Below are 20,757 nucleotides of genomic sequence, written 5' to 3'. Positions count from 1 at the left end.
TCGTCTAAAGTTTTTATGTTCATATTTTAGAAAAAGATCCTGTATAGCAGGATCTTTTTAACTCTGTGTCATGTTTAATTTACGATAGCTCTCTACTCTGGATCATAGTCCAGCACTGGCGCTAGCCACTTTTCTGCTTCTGCCATGCTCATGCCTTTACGCTTAGCGTAATCTTCAACCTGATCTTTACCGACATTAGTCACGCCAAAATAGCGCGATTTAGGATGGGCAAAGTACCAGCCAGAAACCGCAGCGGTCGGGTACATGGCAAAGCTTTCGGTGATGTTCAAATCGATGGTTTCATCGGGTTTGAGTAAATCCCATAACAAGCCTTTTTCGGTATGATCTGGGCAAGCTGGGTAACCAGGTGCTGGGCGAATACCTTTATAACGTTCACGAATTAACGCTTCGTTGTCTAGCACTTCATCGGCAGCGTATCCCCAAAACTCTTTACGCACACGCTCGTGCATACGCTCGGCAAAAGCTTCAGCTAAACGGTCGGCTAGGCACTTAAGCATAATGGCATTGTAGTCATCGTGATTGGCTTCAAAACGCGCGATATGTTCGTCAATGCCATGACCCGCAGTCACTGCAAAGCCGCCCATGTAATCAGCAACGCCGCTGTCTTTTGGTGCAACAAAGTCAGATAAACAGAAGTTGTCGTTACCCACACGCTCAAGTTGCATACGCAAATGATGAGTGGTCATTTCAACTGTGGTGCGGCTTTCGTCGGTATACAGTTCAATGTCATCATGATTAACCGTATTGGCAGGAAATAACCCAATCACGCCTTTGGCGGTTAACCATTTCTCTTTGATGATGGTCTCTAGCATGGCTTTACCGTCGGCAAACAGTTTGCGTGCTTCTTCGCCCACAACTTTGTCGTTTAAAATCTCAGGGTAATGGCCGTGTAGCTCCCAGCTTCTAAAGAATGGTGTCCAGTCGATACGCTCCACTAGGTCTTCTAACGGATAGTCGTCGAACACCTGACGCCCCAGTACGTTAGGGGTAAATGGGGTATAACTTTCCCAGTCGTGTTTACAGCGGTTTTCACGAGCCGCTTCAATCGATACGATGGTTTTACGCTTGGTTTGCGACAGGCGTTTTTCACGCATAACGTCGTACTCAGCGTAGGTTTCGTCAATGGTGGCTTGGCGAGTGTCATTATTAATCAGTTTTGACACCATAGGCACAGCGCGCGAAGCATCGGCAATGTAAATGGCGCCGTGTGGATAATGTGGGGCAATTTTCACCGCGGTATGAATTTTAGAGCAGGTAGCACCGCCAATAATGGCTGGAATGGTTAAGCCTTCGCGGTGGAAGGTTTTCACGTTGTGGACCATTTCATCCAGACTTGGCGTGATCAGCCCTGACATACCAATAATATCGATATTGTGCTCTTTAACTGCGTCGAGAATTTTCTCAACCGATACCATCACACCTAAATCGAATACTTCAAAGCCATTACACGCCAGCACAACGCCAACAATGTTTTTGCCAATGTCGTGCACGTCGCCTTTTACGGTAACCATTAAGATTTTACCGTTAGATTGGCCTTCGACTTTTTCAAGTTCGATATACGGGTTTAAATAGGCCACGGCTTTTTTCATTACCCGGGCTGATTTAACCACTTGCGGTAAAAACATTTTGCCGGCGCCAAATAAGTCGCCAACCACGTTCATGCCATCCATTAATGGCCCTTCAATCACATCAAGTGGGCGAGTCGCTTCAAGGCGTGCGGCTTCGGTATCTTCGTCAATAAACTCGGTGATCCCTTTAACCAAGGCATGCGATAAACGTTGGTTTACCGGCCAGCTGCGCCAGGCTAAATCTTCTTTTTTAGCCACTTGTGAACCGTCGCCACGATATTGCTCTGCAATGTCGAGTAGCTGCTCAGTATTGCTTGAGTCGGCCACTGGGCAAGGTAAATTAAGGACCACATTTTCGACTTTGTCTTTTAAATCTTTATCGATGTCATCGTAAATCGCTAACTGACCCGCGTTAACAATCCCCATGTCCATACCCGCTTGAATCGCATGATATAAAAACACCGCATGAATGGCTTCACGTACAGGGTTGTTGCCGCGGAACGAGAACGACACATTCGATACGCCGCCAGAAATCATGGCGTGTGGCAGTGTCGATTTAATGTCTTTAATTGACTCAATAAAGTCGACAGCATAATTGTCGTGCTCATCAATACCGGTCGCGATAGCAAAAATGTTTGGGTCGAAAATAATGTCTTCTGGGGCAAAGCCGACCACATCAACCAAAATGCGGTATGCGCGGGTACAAATTTCAGTTTTACGTGCGCGGGTGTCTGCCTGGCCTTGCTCGTCAAACGCCATCACAATCGCCGCAGCGCCATAACGTTTCACTAATGTGGCTTGTTTAATAAAGGCTTCTTCGCCTTCTTTCATCGAGATTGAGTTAACAATCGACTTGCCTTGCACGCATTTAAGGCCGGCTTCAATGACTTCCCATTTTGATGAGTCGATCATGATAGGCACGCGGGAAATGTCTGGCTCAGAGGCAATGAGATTTAAAAATTTGGTCATCGACGCGGCGCCGTCGAGCATGCCTTCGTCCATGTTCACATCAATAATCTGTGCACCGTTTTCAACTTGCTCGCGCACCACATCGAGTGCTTCTTCAAATTTTTCTTCTTTGATTAAGCGTAAAAATTTAGCCGAGCCAGTGACGTTGGCGCGCTCGCCGACGTTAACAAATAGTGAGTTGTGATCGATTGTTAATGGCTCTAAGCCAGATAAACGACAGGCGACAGGAATGTCGGGGAGCTGTCTTGGGTCATGCTTGAGCACGGCTTCACGGATGGCGCTAATGTGAGTTGGCGTACTGCCGCAACAGCCGCCGACAATATTAAGCATGCCTGCTTCAGCCCACTGATTAATGACTTCGGCCATTTCTTCTGGGGTTTCATCATAACCACCAAATTCGTTGGGTAAGCCCGCATTGGGGTGGGCAGACACATAACATTCGGCAATGCGTGATAATTCTTCTACGTATGGGCGCAGCTCTTTGGGGCCAAGTGCGCAGTTAAGGCCAATCGATAATGGCTTAATATGGCGTAGCGAGTTATAAAATGCTTCGGTGGTTTGTCCGGTCAGGGTACGACCGGATGCGTCAGTAATGGTGCCCGAGATCATCACAGGTAAGCGCTCACCAATGTGATCGAACACTTTTTCAATGGCAAATAATGCGGCTTTGGCATTGAGGGTATCAAAAATGGTTTCGACCATAATAATGTCGGCGCCACCTTCAATTAACGCAGTGGTGGATTCAACATAGGCTTCAACTAATTGATCAAAACTGACATTACGAAAACCGGGGTCGTTAACATCTGGACTAATAGAGCAGGTGCGGTTGGTTGGGCCAAGCACCCCAGCAACATAACGTGGGCTACCTGTTTGTGCGGCCACTTCATCAGCAGCCTGGCGTGCTACACGGGCGCCTTCAAGGTTAATTTCGGCCGACAAGGCTTGCATGTCGTAATCGGCCATGGCAATAGTGGTGGCGTTAAAGGTATTGGTTTCAATAATGTCAGCACCGCCAAGCAGGTATTTGACATGAATAGCCTTAATTAATTCAGGTTGGCTCAGTACCAATAAGTCATTGTTACCTTTTACATCGCAGTGCCAATCTTTAAAGCGTTCGCCGCGATAATCTTCTTCTTCCAACTTATGATCTTGGATCATAGTGCCCATCGCACCATCTAAAATCACAATACGCTCTGCTAGCAATGCGTTAAGTTGTTCAAGTGTTTGACTGTGAGAAGTCGACTTCGCCATAAACAGTTACCTTTTTATCACTATGTTGCTTGATACCTTGATTGAGATAAGCATACCCTTAAATCAATTGAAAAGGGCGATATCCACATTGAACTCATCAATGAGCTAACTTACATGCTTATCTACTCAGAATGCGTTTGGACATATAAACGTATAGACGGCTATAATACGCGAGTTTTTATCACAAGGGCAAGGCTGAGGTGGATTTAAATGAAACAAGCTAAAATCATTTTTTTACGTCACGGTGAGTGCGAAGGCGGTGAAATCGCCCGCGGCCAAATAGATGTGGCATTAACAGAGCTGGGCCGAGAGAAAATGCACCAGGCTTTTAGCTGCGTGCCACAGCCTATTGAGCAAATTTTTAGCTCTCCTTTAGTGCGCTGTCAGCATTTTGCCGATGCGCTGTCGCAGCAGTTATCCATACCTTTAACGATTTTGCCTGCCTTACAAGAGGTTAATTTTGGTGTATGGGACGGCCAAACCTATGATGCCATTTATCAAGCCAGTCCAAGCCAATTTGATGCGTACTGGCAAGACCCATGGCAAGTAGCCAATACACCCGAAAATGGCGAGAGTTTGGTGGATTTTTATCAACGGGTGCAGCAAGGCTTTATGGCGGTGGTCGACAGCATGTGGCACTCGCTAAATGCAGCAGATGAGCCTGAAACAAATAATCAGCAAGCCCTGGTAGTGACGCACGGCGGGGTAATGCGCTGCATTATGGCTTATGTGCTTAAAAGCAGCCAAAACAACGGATTATTCGCTAACCTTGCCATCCCCTATGCTGCTATTATGTCTGTTGATGTGTACTGGGTTGAACCAGGCAATGACGTTACGCCTTTAGCTGAAAACCAAACGCATCAACCTGAAGCGAGCTTTAGATTAAATTGGCCGCAAATGTTGCCAACAGATACACGTTAATCATTATGTAATTCAAGGTATTGGGAATTGGGATAAGCCCAAACTGTACCCGCAACTGTAGGTATTCAGCAACTTGTTGAATATGAGTCAGATACCAGCTTTGAATTGCCTCAATATCCATACCTAAGCGGGTGACTTAGGGGAGTTATTATGTTTATTTTTATAGAAACTTCCTGGGCGCGGCAAGGTGTAAACCATGTCTGAGTCTGTTTTAGATGTAGAGCACCTTTTTTGGCAAGTTGACGGTAAAACCATTCTTGCAGACATTCATTTCAGCTTACCTAAAGGGCAAATGTTAGGGCTTATTGGCCCAAATGGCGCCGGTAAGTCGAGCCTATTACGTTGCTTATACCGTTATATTGTCCCGAGCAGCGGCAGTATTGACCTGTTTGGCAAAGGCTTAACGACCTATTCTGCTAAGGCATTAGCGCGCACCGTAGCCGTAGTGCAACAAGATACGCCACATTATTTTGACCTGACGACAGAGCAATTAGTCACCATGGGGTTAACGCCACATAAAGGCTTATTTGATGCGACAACTCAGCATGATCGCGAGTTAATTAACAGCGCTTTAGCTAAAGTGGGCCTTACTCAGCATGCCAAGCAACCTTACGAGCATTTGTCTGGCGGTGAAAAGCAACGTGCGCTTATTGCCCGGGCAATTGTGCAGCAACCGCAAATCCTTATTTTAGATGAGCCTACCAACCACTTGGATATTCGATACCAAATTCAAATTTTAGAATTGGTGGCTTCGCTTGGGATAAGCGTCATCGCCTCAATCCACGACTTAAATTTAGCCAGTGCCATGTGTGACAAATTACTGTTACTTGATCAGGGCAAGCTGATTGCCAAAGGTCATCCAAGCGCAGTGCTGAGCGAACGGCAAATAAGCGATGTGTTTGGCGTGTGCTGCGAGGTGAATGCTCATCCTCAGCATGGTAAGCCTTTGATCAGTTATTTTTATGGTTATCAAACCGCTAACAGAGCGAGCCACCAAGATGAGTAACCCAGCTCAAACACGATATTACGGTGTGTTAGCCCTCATTGTGGTTATTACGCTACTCACGCCGCTTTTTGCGGCCAGTTTTGGTGCCGCGAACATTAGCTTTACTGATGTTATCAGCGTTTTTAAATCCTGGTTTAGCAATAACTCTGTGCCAGTGCCAACACAAATACTTGGCGGCATTGCTGACGCGAATAACACTTCGCCTGTGAGCAGTTTAAATCAGCGGATTATATTTGAGCTGCGTTTACCACGTATTTTGCTGGCGTTTGTGGCGGGTGCGGGTTTATCTATTGCTGGGAGTGTGTTGCAAACGGTTACGCGTAATCCGCTTGCCGATCCGTATTTATTCGGCATTAGTTCTGGAGCGTCATTTGGCGCAGTGGTGGTGATTTCGCTATTTAGCCAAACGGGAATGTTTGCGCAATTGTTTGATGGCGCGCTACTGATATCGCCTGTTGGGCAGCAGCCCTGGTGGTCATGGTCGATGCTCAGTTTACCTGTGGGGGCCTTTATTGGTGCCACGTTATCGGTATTGCTCGTGGTCGCATTGTCGGGTATTGGTCGCACCAGCCAGGTTGAGCGCATGTTGTTATCTGGGGTGGCAACCTCATTTCTGTTCGGCGCCTTAACCAGTTTATTACTGTATTTTTCTAGCCCACAAGCGACCGCATCAGTGCTATTTTGGAGTTTAGGCAGTTTTGCTAAAGCCAGTTGGTCGCAATTATGGCTGCCTACGGTAACCGTTGGCGCGAGCTTACTGATTATGCTGGCCTTTAAACGACAGATTATGGCGCTGCAAGCCGGTGATGAGAGCGCGCATACCCTAGGGGTCAATGTGGCAAAATTGCGCTTAAGCATGCTACTGCTGTGTTCACTGATTACCGCAATGCTGGTGGCCAGTTGTGGCGGTATCGGCTTTGTGGGTTTGATGATCCCTCATACGGTGAGGCTATTGTTTTCCGGGCGTCAGCCGATGATATTAACTGCGGTATTGGGCGGTTTATTTATGGTGTGGATTGATGTGATTGCGCGCTGCTTATTGAGCAATCAAGAATTACCGGTTGGCATTATTACTGCTGCACTTGGCAGCGTGTTCTTTTTGTTTATTTTACGTCACCGTCGATAACAGGATGAAGAAGTGAAGCCACTATCTACAATGAAATCTATAACGCAGTCTATGCCAAAATCTATATCGCAATCGATAGCCGAGTCGTTATTTACCATTACTGCGCCGAGTCGTGAATACGATGATGCAATTGAGCACAAAATTAATCAAAAAACCAAACCACTTGGTGCATTAGGGCAACTCGAGTCGTTGGCATTGCAAATTGCACGAGTGCAATACAGCCGTGATAAAACATCAATGAGTCATCAAGTTGCAGATGTGGCTTTGCACATCGCGAAGCCGACGTTGTTAGTGTTTGCTGCCGACCATGGTATCGCGGCATACGGTGTGTCAATTGCCCCGAGCGAAGTGACCACCCAAATGGTGCATAACTTTATTAATGGCGGCGCGGCAATTAATGTGTTTTGTCGTCAGGTAGGTTTTGCATTAGAAGTCATCGATTGTGGCATTTTACAGCCATTAACCACTGACTCAGGCGTGGTTAATCAACGCTTAGGTGCGCGTACCCAAGCCATGCATTTGCAACCTGCTATGTCGTTAGCTCAAGTCCGTCAGGGTTTTGAATTTGCAAAGCAATTAGTCGCAAGACATGTTGATAATGGCGCTACAATTATTGCCTTAGGCGAAATGGGTATTGGTAATACTAGTGCAGCTGCTGCGGTGATGGCGGCAGTGCTTAATCTTGATGTTCAATTGTGTGTCGGGCGCGGTACAGGTATTGACGATGCGACCTTGCTAAAAAAAGTCACATTAATTAATCAGGCAATTGATTTACATCGTAATGAACTGACGTCAATGGAGTCGATTCTAGCGCATTTAGGTGGTTTTGAGATCGTGCAAATGACGGGCACCATTTTGGCGGCTGCAGAGAAAAAAATATTAGTGGTAATTGATGGCTTTATCGCTACTGCTGCAGCATTAGTTGCGCTAAAATTGGCACCACAATCAAAAGATTATTTAGTGTTTGCTCATGAGTCGCACGAGCAAGGGCATAAGTTAATGCTGCAAACGTTGCAGGCAACACCGTTGTTGTCGTTAGGGTTAAGGTTAGGAGAGGGGACTGGTGCTGCATTAGCCTTACCTCTGATCCAAGCCGCTGCGAATTTTTACAATCAAATGGCCAGCTTTGATAACGCTGGCGTTAATAATGTGGTTTAAGGGAACAAGATGTCTGGCGATATAAAATGGTTGCGGCAGTTAAATTTATTTTTTGTGGCGATGAGTTTTTTTACTCGGATCCCGATGCCATCATGGGTTGTGATTGACAGTGATAAACTCAACAAGGCCAGTCGTTATTTTGGCCTAGTTGGTTTACTGATTGGCTTAATTTGCGCACTAGTGTTTTGGTTGGCGCAATTAATTTTGCCCGCCAGTATTGCGATTTTATTGTCGATGGTTGCGGGCGTGCTAATTACTGGTGCCTTTCATGAAGACGGCTTAGCCGATACCGCTGATGGTTTTGGCGGTGGCTGGACAGTGGAAGACAAGCTGCGCATCATGAAGGATTCGCGCCTGGGCAGTTATGGTGCCTTATCGTTAGGGTTGGTGTTATTGCTTAAATGGCAACTATTGGTTGAACTGGCGCTTTATAGCCCAATGGCTGCGGTTAGCGCGCTCGTTGCCGGACATACCCTGAGCCGCGTGGTGGCATCGAGCTTAATTTTCAGTGAGCAATATGTTCGCGATGATGCTAGCAGTAAATCAAAACCTATCGCCCAAGATCAACAATTAAACGATTTGTTTATTTTGATCGCCAGTGGCATTTTTGTGCTGTTATGGCTTAATGGCCTCGCGGCTTTCGTGTTGTTCATTACCCTGTGGTTAGTCCGTATTTTGTTGGGTGGTTTTTTCCGCAAACAGATTGGCGGTTACACCGGCGACACCTTGGGCGCCGCGCAACAAATTAGCGAAGTCTGCTGTTACCTGGTGATATTAGCGGTAGGGTTAAGCTAATGATCCATCTGGTGTTGGGCGGTGCGCGCAGTGGCAAAAGTCGATTTGCTGAGCAGCGTGTTGCCGAATACGCTGCCATCGGTTATTCGTGCGTTTATGTTGCAACCGCAACGGCGCTAGACCATGAAATGACTCAACGTATTGCCAAACACCAGCAAGACAGAGTGTTCAGCGCCCATAGCTGGACACTACACGAACAAGCTTTCGACGTTGCCCAAACCTTAAAGGCAATTGATAAGCCGCAACAAGTTATCTTAGTCGACTGCCTAACGCTGCTATTAACTAATCATTTACTCGACTCAAATCCAGAGCGTTGGCCACAACAAAAGTCGTTACTGCTTGAATGCCTCACTCAATTACACAGTGATGTGGTGTTAGTGAGTAACGAAGTCGGCTCAGGAATTGTGCCAATGGGCGAGCTCAATCGTCAATTTGTCGATGAAGCCGGTTGGTTAAATCAAGCTATCGCCAATATGGCCGATCAAGTAACGCTGGTGGTCGCTGGCTTGCCATTAGCATTAAAGGCATAGCATTAAAGCAATAATACTTCAGCGTACATGCAATCGATGTACAACAAATACCGCTTAATCAGATCCATTTGCAGCCAATCGCTCGTATTGTTGGCGTAATACAAGCGCATTTGGATATGAGCACATTGACAGGAATACAGCTATGACAACGGATAACCAACAAACTGAACAAACCAACGCTATTGATGCCACTAAAGCCGAGCGTCACAAAGCGCGCCAGCAAAAAGTAAAGCAAGGCGTAGATGCTCAAATTGCTGCCGCGCAAGATGAAAAGGGCATTTTGTTGGTGCTCACCGGTAACGGAAAAGGTAAATCAACCTCGGGTTTTGGCTCGGTTGCTCGCGCAGTGGGTCATGGTCATAAAGCGGCTGTAGTACAGTTTATTAAAGGCACCTGGGCTTGTGGTGAGCGTAATTTATTAGAAGGCGCAGGCGTTGAGTTTCATGTCATGGGAACCGGTTTTACCTGGGAAACTCAAGACAAAGAAACAGACACCCAAGCCGCAATGGAAGCTTGGATTGAAGCCGAAAAACTACTCAAAGACGAATCGATAAACATGGTGTTGTTAGATGAGTTAACTTATATGGTCAGTTATCACTATATCGACCTTGAGCGAGTGTTAACGGCTTTGAAAAACCGTCCTCCAATGCAGCATGTCATTATCACCGGCCGCGCCTGTCATCGCGACATTATTGAGTTAGCCGATACAGTGAGCGAGATTCAACCGATAAAGCACGCGTTTAATGACGGCATTAAAGCGCAACTTGGATTTGATTATTGATTTATTGCTGTTGTTTGATGTGATGTAGACCGCCGAATAGGCAGTCAAGCCTCTTCTCATTTTATGGGCAGAGGCTTTTTTATGATTTAAGTTTATTGATAAACATCATTTTTTCAAAGACTGCGCCCTTTTATCGTTGAACAAAGCAACGGAATTATCAATGTTTTCATTTGCAGCAAATTGGGTATATTGATTAGGTTTATTGATTAGGTATCTAGCTCATTTTGCCCCATTCCTAGCTAGGGGGGAGGCAATTCGCCGAATTCATACTGAATAATATTCAATCCATTCGAGTAATAAAGGTTTGTTCGCCATCCACAAAAGCCACAAAGCCATCGTAATAGATAAATACCCGGCCACGCCCCTCAACGAAGCAGGCAAGCTGTGGGTTCAAATCTTCTTCGATACCCTGTCTTTGTAACGTGCCGGTATCGGTGATTACGCCGCTGTGTGTAGGCAAATATCCATAAGTGCGCTTGGCTTGAGCAACCAAGCTCAATTCGCTGGCGGTAGAGAAGCAGGCGGGTATCGTACCGGCTTCTTCGATAAACATCGTTTTCAGTTCTTCAAAAGCTGTGATCACTAACCAGTCGATGCCGTTAACATGATGGATAAACATTGAGTTTCTCGGTAATTCTGTTGCGCAGATTTTAACATTATCAGAGGCAGAACCTAGTAGAGATTTAGTCATTCTGTGCAATTTACTGTCATTCACTAGGTCACTTTTAAACATACCTTTATCCAAAAGCGAGTTTCGGCCATAAAAGCAACAAGCAAACACCTGGGTCCCGGCTTAAAAGCATTGCCGGGACGACGAGAAGGGGTTACACGGTTTATTCCCAAATGAGTCTACTGAGTTATTCAGTAACAAGGGGGATAACACGAGGGGCGAACCAACGCGCGGTGATTTTTGCTAACTCGCCATTTTGTTTAAGCGTGTGAAGCGCCTGGCGCATGGTTTCGGCCAGTTTTTCGTCGGTGTCTTTGTGGGTAGAAATACCAATGGGCATGTTCACAACAGGTAATACAGCGGTAAAGTCGCTCAGTGTATAACCCATTTTTTTGATGTCTTCTGCAAAGCCAATTTCATTATTATAAATTAAATCAACGCGATCAAATTTGAGCATTTTTAGTGCTGCAGTTTGGCTTCTTACTAGGTACACATTAGGATGCTTACCATCAAGCTTTAGTCTATCTAACGCCGCATCATTGCGTGATAGTGCCAGGGTATAACGATTGATATCGCTTATTTTTTCAAGTTGAATGTCTGGACGATTACTTTTACGGTAAATCATGTCCTGTACAGTATAAAAGTCACCTATCCATTTAAAGTGCGCCAGGCGTTTATCGGTGTTGGCAATGGAGAAAATAAACGTATTTGGGTTGTGTTGGGCATTATAGTAAGCCCGGCTCCAGGGCATTATTTGGATGTCGATATCAAAATCGAGATAGGGCTGTGCTGCATGTAAAATATCGATAGCAAAACCGACTAATTCACCTTGTTGATTTTGCGATTGGAAGGGGGGATAAGATTCGGTATAAAAAATAATCTTGTCTTTCGCGCAAACCGTCGGTGGAATAAACACGCTTGCGACAATGATAAATACTAAGACAAATCTGATCATAAATACCTACTTCAATAAAATCAGCTGCGGATTGTAGGGTATGCCTACGTATATTAATAGCGACCATACAATTGTATTATTCGTTTACCTGTCTCATATTTTTTACTGCTTTGAATATTTGCTCTAACCGCTTTACGATATCAATGACTTAGATATTGTTCATTTTAGACGATACAACTGAAATCGCCATCACACGACATACTCATCCGCCCAGTCTTTTAAACGCTCTAAAATATCCAAAGCGGTGCGGCCTAGGTCAGTAATAGCATAAGCGACCGCAATTGGTCTGTCGTTAATCACATGACGTGTGACCAGCCCCTGTGCTTCAAGTTCTTTGAGGCGTTGGTCGACCATTTTTTTACTGGCGCCGCCTAACATGCGCGATAAATCATTAAAGCGTACTGGCTCATCTTGTAAGTGCCACAAAATAGACGCTTTCCATTTTCCGCCTAACACTCGCATTCCGCGTTCAACTGAGCAAGGTTCTGCGCATGGGTTGATAACTTTTTTTTGACCGTTATTCATTGTTTCAATTGTTGTTTTCATTATTCCAACTTGATTTACTCTAGGTTACTTAAAGTATACTGGTTGATTTTATATCCCACTGTATCAAAATAGGCGGTAATTAGACTAGTACCATTAAGGAATTTTTCTCCATGGCAGTATTAACTTCTTATGATGCAGGTAGCTACCATAAAGTGGTTGGGAGCGACACTATCCAAGCGACTGCAGTGGGCAGTGTTGATGCTTTAGCAATATCCGATCTTCCACAGGTTATAGCGCAAGCTAAAACAGCACAAAAAATATGGGCGAGCTTAACGTTAAGCGAGCGCCAACAGTATGTAGTTAAGGCTTATCAAGCCTTAGCCGAGGTGCAAGATGAACTGGCAGTATTAATTGGCCAGGAAATGGGTAAAGATTATCGCCGCGCCACTTATGAAGTAGGCGGCACGATTCAAAACGCGCCTTATTTTGCTGGTGAAATAGGCGATGCCTTGGCAGCTGAAGATCTTGGCAACAACACTCAATTGCAATATCGACCTTTAGGCATTGTCGCGGTTATTTCGCCTTGGAATTATCCGATAGCAATGGCAAATAACTTGCTGCTTCCTGCATTAATTGCCGGCAATAGTGTGATTTTAAAACCATCTGAACAAACGCCGCTAGTGGCACAGCTGTTTGTTGATACCTTAAATAAAGTGTTGCCTGCCCATGTATTGCAAGTGGCCCAAGGTGATAAAGCTCTCGGCCAGGCACTTGTGATCGCCGACATTAATATGGTGGCCTTTACCGGGTCGATGGCCGCAGGTAAGCATATTATGGCCAATGCAGCACCAGGGCTAAAACGCTTAGTGATGGAACTGGGTGGTAATGACCCAATGATTGTTATGGCCAGCGCCAATATTGATGCTGCAGTGCGTTTTGCGGTGGCAAGTTCGTTTGAGAATGCCGGACAAATGTGTACCTCAACCGAGCGTATTTACGTTGATGAGCGAATTGCCGATGAGTTTGAGCAAAAGGTGGTGCAACTGGCTAGCCGATATCAAGTGGGTAAATGGGACCAGGCACAAGTGAATATTGGCCCAATGGTTAATCCAACTCAGCACCAAAAAGTATTGCAACAATTGCAAGATGCTAAAGCCAAAGGCGCGCAATTTTTATTAGGCAGTGATGACTATCCTTTACCCTTTATTCAGCCAACTGTGGTCAGTGGATTAACCCCTGATATGCTGCTTGAGCGTGAAGAAACCTTTGGCCCAGTGGTGGCCATCAGCCGGTTTAATGACATTAACGATGCAATTACTCGAGCCAATGACAGTATTTATGGCTTAAGTGCGGCGGTATTTGGTGGGCAAGGTGCTAACGCGGTGGCCGAACAACTTGAAGCCGGCATGGTGGGCGTTAATCAGGGCGGTGGGGCAGGTAATGCGCCATGGGTTGGCGCTAAGCAAAGTGGTTTTGGCTTTCATGGTACGGCGGCGGGCCATCGACAGTTTGCCCAGGTAAGAGTGATGAGTTATTAGTTACTAGTCATTAGCTTATTGCTGGGTTCACAAAAAATCTTATTAAGTATTAAGGTCAGTTATTAATGAACAGCACAAATGAAAATTCAGCGTTTTATGTTATCGCCCACGAGCCGGGTGCCGAGCATCCAGCATTGCCTACCTGGGCAAATCATCAGGCTAATGCCGCGTCACTGAATGATGTTGGCGCAACGCCTGCAACTAAAAAAATGTTAGACGAAGTGCCAGGGGCGTTTCAGTTATTGAATGTATTGTCTGCCGATGAGTGCCAACGCTTAATTGCGGCAAGTGAGTCGATGGGCTTTTTGCCCGATGCTGCCGTGTCGTTACCGCGAGATGTTCGCCATAACGACAGTTTGACCTGGGTGGTTGATAACGCCACAGAGCAAGCCATTTGGAATAAAGTGAAGCACCTTATGACTGATGATTTGGGTATTTTTGCTGGCAAAGCGGCGCTGGGGTTAAACAATCGTTTTCGATTTTATCGTTACAATGAAGGGGATTATTTTAAACCGCATTCTGACGGTTCATGGCCTGGAAGCCAGGTGGTTGATGGCCAGCTAGTGCGTGATGCTTTTGGCGATCGTTATAGCCAATTAACCTTTTTAATCTTACTCACAGAAGACTTTGAGGGCGGCGCGACGCGCTTTTTAGTCAATGCCGACAATCCACATTTACCGGCAAAACGTGGCGATAATGTCAAACAAGTCGATGTAAGAACGCCTGCGGGGAGTGTATTGTGTTTTCCTCATGGCATGCATCCACTGCATTGTATTCACAGTTCTGAGCCGATTTATCATGGGGTTAAATACATCATTAGAACCGATGTCCTTTTTGAATTGTAATTATCGCTGAGTTGATGCTATTGAGCTCCTGTAATGATGTTGCAAATCAAAGTCTCATATTGAAAATGCCGCTATAAATAATGCGACACTTTTTGTTACTTTATCTATATAACTTGATATTCTTGCCATGACCTCCATGACCTCCATGACCTCCATGACAAGAGTATCAGGCTGAAAAGTAAATTAACTAGTTAAGAGTGTTATCGTGATAGTGCAGAGCAAAGAAATAAAAATATCAACACTGTAGGCAAAAAAATTGACCAAACAGATATTGAATATTGAAGCGAAAACGCAGGTTAACTGTTTGTTGCAAAGGCGTTTTTAATTATTGAAACATAGCATTTTAAAAGTACATTTGTGTTGATTGTGGATTGCTGATATACCGCGAGGGTACTGGGTTTGGTTAACGTTATTTAATGTAAAAACAATGCTTGCTATTTTTGTTGCGAGGCTGTTTAATTGCGCCGATTCTCACCCCGTATTATGGAGGCGTTAAATGAAATCAGTACTTTGTAGTTTGTTAATCGTTGGTGTTGCGAGCTTATCTGGATGTGCTTCAACTCAGAACACTTTTGCTTCAAAAATAAAAGCGGAAAGCGAAAAGAATCTAGATTTGTCCCAACAGTGGGAACAAGGTCAAAAGGACGTCAAAAAAGGCCAAGAACTACTTGCTGATGGTCGCGAAGCAATGGACAAAGGCAATGCACAAATTCGTGAAGGCGAAAAGTTGATGGCGCAAGCCGTACAAAATGCACAAAAGCAGCGCCAAGCATTTCAATCTATGGCGAGTTCGTTAACCGGTGCTCAAAATGGTAAGCGCGCAGCTGCAATCGTCGAGAGATTAGATGACATCGCAGACGATTGGGAAGATGCAGACGAAAATTATGTCGATGGCAAAGAGCTTGTCGAAGACGGCAATACCAATCTTGCTGAAGGCCAAAGTGAAACAGAACAAGGCCAAGCGCTGGTCACCAGTGGCAAGAGCAGAATGCAACAAGCTGAGTCTGCATATCAGCAACGCACAGGCCAGGGCCTTGTAGAGCAAATGCATTTAGAAGAGAAACCTAATAACTTCTAATTAGCCGTCGTTTTATTAACGCTAATGCATTAGTCAAAAACCGATATTGTTAATTCAATATCGGTTTTATTGTTTTTATCGTCCGTTATTCAAAATCCGCTTTAACTTCAAATACCATTGCTTCACCAGATTCTGGATGAGTTAACGCTAAATATTGAGCATGTAAATGTAAGCGGTTTGCTGCAACGCCATATAAATCGTCACCGACAATTGGCATGTGCAGACCATCATGATGAGCGCAATGCACACGTAATTGATGAGTCCGCCCCGTTTTAGGGTACAGATGCACTAAGGTGCGCTGGTTAAGGCGCTGATGCACTTGCCAAAATGTGTCCGCATGCTTGCCGTGTTCATAACACACTAGCTGTTTAGGTCGGTCATCTAAATCGACCCGCAATGGCAAACTAATATCGCCCTCACCCTGGCTCGGCACACCTTCAATTAATGCAATATAACGTTTGGTGACACTGCGCTGTATAAATTGCTGCTGTAAGGCTTTGTTGGCCTCTTTGGTTAATGCAATCACCATCAGCCCTGATGTTGACATGTCTAGGCGATGGACGATAAGCGGCCCTGTCGCATTGGGAAACTGTTGCTGCATGCGACTAAACACGCTGTCGGCAATATTTTTACCGGGTACTGATAATAGCTCGGCGGGTTTATTGATAATCGCCATCACATCATCTTGATAAATAATATCAATAGTTAAATCTTTGCCGGGATTAAGCAGCAATGGATCGGCGTCAACCTGCATACCCGCCAGCATGTGGGTTAAAATAGGCCGGCATTTTCCGTGGCAGGCTGGGTAGTAATTTTGATGCTGTTTTATTTCTGATTTTGGCGATGCGCCCCACCAAAACTCTGCCATCGCGACTGGGGTTAATTGCTGTTTAAAGGCATATTGCAGCAACTTAGGCGCAGCGCATTCGCCCGCACCGGCTGGCGGTAAGTGATTAGGTGCATCGTTAAATATATCGTTTAAGTCGCGTGCCTGGCCTGCAATATTTAAAAACTGATACTGGGCAAACAGCTTTTTTTGCAAGCTGTTAGACAGTTGTTTGCGTTGGCGCTTAAGGTGTTTTATTTGCTGCTGCAGCTCATTTAGCTGGGTTTGCGTTGCCGTGATTTGGCTTTGCCATTGCTGCTTTAATGCATTGAGCTGATGTTTTTGCTGCACGCTTTGGCGGCTAAGCTCAATTGATAAGGTTTTATGCTCATCATTGCTGATATCGGCCCAGGCTAATGCGTTATCGGCTTGCTCGCGGGCGAGCTTACGCTGTTTGCGGCTGTCGATTATCAAGGCACGTAATTGCTCAAGCTCACGTTCTGCTTGCTGTTGTTGCTGAGTTAACTGCGCGGTTAAGCTCGCCAGTAACGGGTCGCTTTCATGCTGGTGGAGTAACTGGTTAATCTGGTTAATCTGTTTGTTTTCTGCGTTAAAAAAACTGTCTTGGGTCAGCATATCAAACACTGGCGGCACAAAGGGCGGCAAGATATTTTGATCGGCTAATTTGCCTGAAAATGCCGCTAAAAATCCCAGTTGTCCGTGGGTGTTTTTCACCACCAACACCCCGAACATTTTACCAATTACCATGCCGCGATCGTTGTTGCTGTCTAGGCCAAAGTTATGCTGCCACGGATTAGCCTCAAGCAACTCCTGCTGTAATTGTTGAGCTGCCAGTATGGTTAATGGATGAGGTTGATAATAAAACGGGAAGGTAAAAGACTCAGGTAATCCTTGTTCTGCAACTGTGTTGTTGAACGCTATCGTATCAGTAAAAGGAATAAAACACGGATCGCTAACAGTCATTACATACACTCACAGCATAAAAGGGCGGCTATTTTACCCTGTCGTGCGTTGTGATGCATCAGTAACCTTGACTAAAGTGATGGCCTGACTGTGAACCAGGCAGGCCATCCTCGTTTATTAACTCTAGCTGAGCTAAGGTTAATTTTTGACGTTAATTCCTGAAGCTAATTTCTAAAGTGAATTCCTAAAGCTAATTACACTCGGTTCAGAGCACACAGCTTGTTGCCATCTGGGTCGCGCAGGTAGGCTAGGTATAATTCCATCCCTGCGCCTGATCGTATGCCTGGCGCGTCTTCACAGGCGGTGCCGCCATTAGCAACGCCAGCTGCATGCCATGCATCGGCTAATGCTGGGGTTTCTGCAGCAAAACCAAGGGTTGAGCCATTACCGTGGCATGCCGGCTCGCCATTAATCGGCTTTGTTAATAAAAATATGCCGGTTGGTGTCATGTAAACACAACGACCTTTTGGGTCAATTTTTCCTGGTGCAATGCCTAATGCGCCTAACGTGGCATCATAAAACTTTTTCGATATATTCATATCATTAACGCCGATCATAACGTGACTAAACATGGTGACTCTCCTTGTGTAAGTTCAATTGAACTGTAATTAACAAACTATTGTTATTGTGGTTTTGTCGCTAATCAATACTAATACCATTCCGCGTTAGTAAGTGATCTCTCAGCGAGAATTTAAAAGGGCTTAAACAAGGCGAATGACTGAATGAATAGTTATTCTCTTTCGAAGTCATGCAACGCAGTGTAAGCCCTTTTAAAACTCGCCTGAAAGGAATGCCCCAGCCGCTTTTGCTTTACGTTCTCGCTATTTGAAAGGGAACAACCATTACTACATAGCGACGCCTTAATCAAAAACCGCTGGACGCATTCTGAGTGGTCACTTATTAATGTGGAATGGTATAACCTTGAGGCTGTTGAGTCAGTAAATCCATGGTATGGCTTAGCAGTGAAGTATCACCTATTTTGCCATGCCCGGGGACGACAATTTTTGCTTGGGTAAATTGTGCTTGTACCTTTGCCACCGTCAGCGGCCATTGCTCTAGGTCTGCTTCGCCGGTATAGCCTAGCGTGCGAGAATTCAATGACTTAATCAAACAACCACCAAATAAAATCTGTTGCTTAGGCAGCCAAACTACTAGGTTATCGACCGTGTGACCAGCACCTAGGTCATACACTTCAATGAGTTGCTGCGCAAGCGTGTGTTGCTGAGTACTAAATGTGTGGCTTGCGCTGTTAAGCTTATTGGCGGTTAATAGACGTTGAGTTTTATCTGACACCCAGGTGGCGATACCTTGACTGTTAAGGTAGCCAATGCCACCTGCGCGGTCTTGATGTGAATGAGTCGATATACTGGCTGCAACAGTTAAACCTTGCTGGGTAATCCAATCAACAAGCTTAGCGGTATCGCTGTCTGTCCAGGGGGTATCAATAATAAACGCCTGCTTATCTTGCACCACTACGAGGCCATTGGACTCAACTAATCCAAAGCCGCTGACCTGTTTATATGACTGGTGTAAATACGCATCTGGCACAAGAGACAATAGGGTGAGTTCAGCGGGTTGCTGCTGTCGCTTTTGGGCTGCATCGGTGTTGCTTTGAGCAGGTTGTTGTTCGGTTTCATGGGCAAATGAAGGTGCACTGGTCATGAGTATCGACATGAGCATCGCTATGCTAATGATAGTGTAAAACCGCCAAAAATGATTCAATGTCATGATGATGCCTTGGTTGAGTATATGTGCAATTTAACAGGCATCATTACCGTGTTTTTAATCTCGATACTTAGAAAATAGCTCGCCAACGTTCACTTTAGCCTTGAGTTTAGCCGCCAGTAAATACATACCTGCTAATTTACGATGAATAAAAATAGCATCGGTTGGTGGTGTATGCCATTCATTTTGTTGAGTACTCATTGCTTTGCCTGCCTCGGTGATGCGTTTGGCTAAAGTGCTTTGGCCAAAATCATAGTCGCCATCAAAATATATTGGCTCGCAAGCTTGATAGAAAATATCAATGATTAATTGCTTATGCGCAGGGTCTATCGCATCTTGAAAAAAGCCAATTTGTTGCGCTGCAGCAGCCATTTGTGCTTTATCGTGCTTGAGTGCGCCCGCCATCAGCTGCTGATAACCTTGTGCTAATTTATCGCTAATACTGCGCGTAGCACCAAAGTCGAGTAAGACAATTTTCTCACTGTCAGCCTGATACTGAAAATTGGCAAAGTTAGGGTCCGATTGCAGTAACTTAAACTCAAATAACTCCTTAAAACACAATTCCATTAAGCGACTGGCAACGAGGTTGCGCACCTCTTGTGAGGCCTGGGCGACTGATTCAATGGGCGTACCTTCAACAAATTGCATGGTTAAGATGCTGTTATTGCTCAGCGCTGAGTACACTTTAGGCACAATAAAATGCGGATTATCACCAAGTTGCTGCTGATAAAGTGCGATTTGCTCAGCTTCAAAGTGATAGTCGGCCTCATTATGTAATTGCGCTTTGGCTTCGGCGAGTAAGGTATCAAGCTTAACGTTTGCCGGGATAAGCCTTGAAACTTTTAATAAGGTGGCAACGTTATCAATGTCGCTGTCGATGCTGTCTCGTACGCCGGGATATTGAATTTTTACCGCTAACTTTTCGCCCGTATCTAAATAAGCCAAATGCACCTGGCCAATAGATGCTGCGGCAAAAGGGCGCAATTCAAATTGGGCGAATGGCGCCAACCAATCGCGGCCCCATTGTTGTACCAGTAAGGTGGTTAATTGCTTGTGCGGCATGACTTTAGCGTCCGAGCGCAGTTTGGCGAGTACCTCTGCTAATTCTGGCGCGACGAGATCACCGGCATCCATTGACAACATTTGACCGACTTTCATGGCCGCACCGCGCAGTTGCGATAACTTTTCGGCCACATGACCAATGTTAGATGGCGTCATCACCAGTTGTTGTAGCTTAGGCGACTGGCCTTTACTAAGTTGCTTTGCCCCTTCAAATAATACGTTACCCGCCAAGCGCGATGCGAGCCCACCCATTTTTGATAAACGGGACAGACGGCCACTGGGGACTTTTACTTCATTATTTTTCATGGCAACTCACTATGCTTTGGGTGGCGAATATTAAAGACATGTATTTAACCTGAGCTTGGGATAATGGATGAGCTTTTGATATTTACAATACCATTGGAACATACAATGCTCTATGTCTATGTAATGCAATACGTAAGCATGGGCTATTTCGTTCAG

The 20,757-nt window shown here is 45.3% G+C and carries 18 protein-coding genes and 1 riboswitch; of the genes, 10 read left to right on the top strand and 8 right to left on the bottom strand.

Going from position 1 to position 20,757, the window contains the following annotated elements; translation table 11 throughout:
• Positions 1–92: 92 nt before the first annotated feature.
• Positions 93–3,809: a methionine synthase gene (metH, locus tag GQA99_RS07050; protein WP_160053190.1), complete on the bottom strand. Its 3,717-nt coding sequence runs from the start codon at positions 3,807–3,809 to the stop codon at positions 93–95.
• A gap of 210 nt (positions 3,810–4,019) precedes the next feature.
• Here metH and GQA99_RS07045 point away from each other — a divergent pair, with 210 nt between their 5' ends.
• The 7 genes from GQA99_RS07045 to cobO all read left to right on the top strand — a co-directional run bounded on the left by GQA99_RS07045 (position 4,020) and on the right by cobO (position 10,126).
• Entirely contained in the window at positions 4,020–4,730 is a 711-nt protein-coding gene (locus GQA99_RS07045; protein WP_160053189.1) for a histidine phosphatase family protein, read from the top strand.
• A riboswitch (cobalamin riboswitch) is annotated at positions 4,729–4,847 on the top strand. (Overlaps the previous gene by 2 nt.)
• A 79-nt stretch (positions 4,848–4,926) precedes the next feature.
• Positions 4,927–5,736 carry an ABC transporter ATP-binding protein gene (locus GQA99_RS07040; protein ID WP_160053188.1) on the top strand — a complete coding sequence of 270 codons (810 nt, stop codon included), beginning with the start codon at positions 4,927–4,929 and terminating at the stop codon, positions 5,734–5,736.
• Positions 5,729–6,862: a FecCD family ABC transporter permease gene (locus GQA99_RS07035; RefSeq protein ID WP_160053187.1), complete on the top strand. Its 1,134-nt coding sequence runs from the start codon at positions 5,729–5,731 to the stop codon at positions 6,860–6,862. The genes GQA99_RS07040 and GQA99_RS07035 overlap by 8 nt, the downstream gene beginning before the upstream one ends.
• 63 nt (positions 6,863–6,925) lie before the next feature.
• The gene (cobT, locus tag GQA99_RS07030) at positions 6,926–8,020 is read left to right on the top strand and encodes a nicotinate-nucleotide--dimethylbenzimidazole phosphoribosyltransferase (protein ID WP_373291444.1); all 1,095 of its coding nucleotides are present in this window, start codon (positions 6,926–6,928) and stop codon (positions 8,018–8,020) included.
• A gap of 9 nt (positions 8,021–8,029) precedes the next feature.
• On the top strand, positions 8,030–8,815 hold the full coding sequence (locus GQA99_RS07025; protein WP_160053185.1) for an adenosylcobinamide-GDP ribazoletransferase: 786 nt from the start codon (positions 8,030–8,032) through the stop codon (positions 8,813–8,815).
• A complete protein-coding gene (cobU, locus tag GQA99_RS07020) occupies positions 8,815–9,345 on the top strand; it encodes a bifunctional adenosylcobinamide kinase/adenosylcobinamide-phosphate guanylyltransferase (protein ID WP_160053184.1) in 531 nt (176 codons plus the stop codon). The genes GQA99_RS07025 and cobU overlap by 1 nt, the downstream gene beginning before the upstream one ends.
• A 142-nt stretch (positions 9,346–9,487) precedes the next feature.
• A complete protein-coding gene (gene cobO / locus GQA99_RS07015; RefSeq protein ID WP_160053183.1) occupies positions 9,488–10,126 on the top strand; it encodes a cob(I)yrinic acid a,c-diamide adenosyltransferase in 639 nt (212 codons plus the stop codon).
• Positions 10,127–10,406: 280 nt separating this feature from the next.
• On the opposite strand, the gene GQA99_RS07010 is transcribed toward cobO, so the two are convergent.
• The 3 genes from GQA99_RS07010 to GQA99_RS07000 all read right to left on the bottom strand — a co-directional run bounded on the left by GQA99_RS07010 (position 10,407) and on the right by GQA99_RS07000 (position 12,297).
• The gene (locus GQA99_RS07010) at positions 10,407–10,745 is read right to left on the bottom strand and encodes a cytosolic protein (protein ID WP_160053282.1); all 339 of its coding nucleotides are present in this window, start codon (positions 10,743–10,745) and stop codon (positions 10,407–10,409) included.
• A gap of 238 nt (positions 10,746–10,983) precedes the next feature.
• Positions 10,984–11,751, bottom strand: a complete 768-nt coding sequence (locus GQA99_RS07005) for a substrate-binding periplasmic protein (protein ID WP_160053182.1) — start codon at positions 11,749–11,751, stop codon at positions 10,984–10,986.
• A 189-nt stretch (positions 11,752–11,940) separates the two neighbouring features.
• Entirely contained in the window at positions 11,941–12,297 is a 357-nt protein-coding gene (locus GQA99_RS07000; RefSeq protein ID WP_160053181.1) for a winged helix-turn-helix transcriptional regulator, read from the bottom strand.
• Positions 12,298–12,407: 110 nt separating this feature from the next.
• Here GQA99_RS07000 and GQA99_RS06995 point away from each other — a divergent pair, with 110 nt between their 5' ends.
• The 3 genes from GQA99_RS06995 (at position 12,408) to GQA99_RS06985 (ending at position 15,698) form a co-directional block, all read left to right on the top strand.
• Positions 12,408–13,775 carry an aldehyde dehydrogenase family protein gene (locus GQA99_RS06995; RefSeq protein WP_160053180.1) on the top strand — a complete coding sequence of 456 codons (1,368 nt, stop codon included), beginning with the start codon at positions 12,408–12,410 and terminating at the stop codon, positions 13,773–13,775.
• A gap of 65 nt (positions 13,776–13,840) precedes the next feature.
• Positions 13,841–14,620: a prolyl hydroxylase family protein gene (locus GQA99_RS06990; RefSeq protein ID WP_160053179.1), complete on the top strand. Its 780-nt coding sequence runs from the start codon at positions 13,841–13,843 to the stop codon at positions 14,618–14,620.
• 496 nt (positions 14,621–15,116) lie between these two features.
• Positions 15,117–15,698: a hypothetical protein gene (locus tag GQA99_RS06985; RefSeq protein ID WP_160053178.1), complete on the top strand. Its 582-nt coding sequence runs from the start codon at positions 15,117–15,119 to the stop codon at positions 15,696–15,698.
• Positions 15,699–15,783: 85 nt separating this feature from the next.
• On the opposite strand, the gene GQA99_RS06980 is transcribed toward GQA99_RS06985, so the two are convergent.
• The 4 genes from GQA99_RS06980 to GQA99_RS06965 all read right to left on the bottom strand — a co-directional run bounded on the left by GQA99_RS06980 (position 15,784) and on the right by GQA99_RS06965 (position 20,601).
• Positions 15,784–17,508, bottom strand: a complete 1,725-nt coding sequence (locus GQA99_RS06980) for an RluA family pseudouridine synthase (RefSeq protein WP_160053177.1) — start codon at positions 17,506–17,508, stop codon at positions 15,784–15,786.
• A gap of 194 nt (positions 17,509–17,702) precedes the next feature.
• Complete coding sequence (locus tag GQA99_RS06975; RefSeq protein ID WP_160053176.1) at positions 17,703–18,080, bottom strand: VOC family protein; 378 nt, start codon at positions 18,078–18,080, stop codon at positions 17,703–17,705.
• A gap of 328 nt (positions 18,081–18,408) precedes the next feature.
• Positions 18,409–19,236: a DIM/SIM/IMP family subclass B1 metallo-beta-lactamase gene (gene blaDIM / locus GQA99_RS06970; RefSeq protein ID WP_160053175.1), complete on the bottom strand. Its 828-nt coding sequence runs from the start codon at positions 19,234–19,236 to the stop codon at positions 18,409–18,411.
• Between the two features lie 54 nt (positions 19,237–19,290).
• A complete protein-coding gene (locus tag GQA99_RS06965) occupies positions 19,291–20,601 on the bottom strand; it encodes an ABC1 kinase family protein (protein WP_160053174.1) in 1,311 nt (436 codons plus the stop codon).
• Between the last annotated feature and the right edge of the window lie 156 nt (positions 20,602–20,757).

This window comes from Shewanella litoralis (assembly GCF_009828585.1).
GTDB classification, from domain to species: Bacteria; Pseudomonadota; Gammaproteobacteria; order Enterobacterales; family Shewanellaceae; genus Shewanella; species Shewanella litoralis.
This window is presented reverse-complemented; position numbering and strand designations above follow the sequence as displayed.

What these genes read in the sequence shown, in the direction of transcription:
- GQA99_RS07045 (WP_160053189.1), top strand. Translation starts at nt 4,020, where the DNA reads ATGAAACAAGCTAAAATCATTTTTTTACGTCACGGTGAGTGCGAAGGC.
- GQA99_RS07005 (WP_160053182.1), bottom strand. Translation starts at nt 11,751, where the DNA reads ATGATCAGATTTGTCTTAGTATTTATCATTGTCGCAAGCGTGTTTATT.
- GQA99_RS07025 (WP_160053185.1), top strand. Translation starts at nt 8,030, where the DNA reads ATGTCTGGCGATATAAAATGGTTGCGGCAGTTAAATTTATTTTTTGTG.
- GQA99_RS07035 (WP_160053187.1), top strand. Translation starts at nt 5,729, where the DNA reads ATGAGTAACCCAGCTCAAACACGATATTACGGTGTGTTAGCCCTCATT.
- cobU (WP_160053184.1), top strand. Translation starts at nt 8,815, where the DNA reads ATGATCCATCTGGTGTTGGGCGGTGCGCGCAGTGGCAAAAGTCGATTT.
- GQA99_RS07000 (WP_160053181.1), bottom strand. Translation starts at nt 12,297, where the DNA reads ATGAAAACAACAATTGAAACAATGAATAACGGTCAAAAAAAAGTTATC.
- GQA99_RS06965 (WP_160053174.1), bottom strand. Translation starts at nt 20,601, where the DNA reads ATGAAAAATAATGAAGTAAAAGTCCCCAGTGGCCGTCTGTCCCGTTTA.
- GQA99_RS06975 (WP_160053176.1), bottom strand. Translation starts at nt 18,080, where the DNA reads ATGTTTAGTCACGTTATGATCGGCGTTAATGATATGAATATATCGAAA.
- GQA99_RS07040 (WP_160053188.1), top strand. Translation starts at nt 4,927, where the DNA reads ATGTCTGAGTCTGTTTTAGATGTAGAGCACCTTTTTTGGCAAGTTGAC.
- blaDIM (WP_160053175.1), bottom strand. Translation starts at nt 19,236, where the DNA reads ATGACATTGAATCATTTTTGGCGGTTTTACACTATCATTAGCATAGCG.
- GQA99_RS06980 (WP_160053177.1), bottom strand. Translation starts at nt 17,508, where the DNA reads ATGACTGTTAGCGATCCGTGTTTTATTCCTTTTACTGATACGATAGCG.
- cobO (WP_160053183.1), top strand. Translation starts at nt 9,488, where the DNA reads ATGACAACGGATAACCAACAAACTGAACAAACCAACGCTATTGATGCC.
- GQA99_RS06990 (WP_160053179.1), top strand. Translation starts at nt 13,841, where the DNA reads ATGAACAGCACAAATGAAAATTCAGCGTTTTATGTTATCGCCCACGAG.
- GQA99_RS06995 (WP_160053180.1), top strand. Translation starts at nt 12,408, where the DNA reads ATGGCAGTATTAACTTCTTATGATGCAGGTAGCTACCATAAAGTGGTT.
- GQA99_RS07010 (WP_160053282.1), bottom strand. Translation starts at nt 10,745, where the DNA reads ATGTTTATCCATCATGTTAACGGCATCGACTGGTTAGTGATCACAGCT.
- GQA99_RS06985 (WP_160053178.1), top strand. Translation starts at nt 15,117, where the DNA reads ATGAAATCAGTACTTTGTAGTTTGTTAATCGTTGGTGTTGCGAGCTTA.
- metH (WP_160053190.1), bottom strand. Translation starts at nt 3,809, where the DNA reads ATGGCGAAGTCGACTTCTCACAGTCAAACACTTGAACAACTTAACGCA.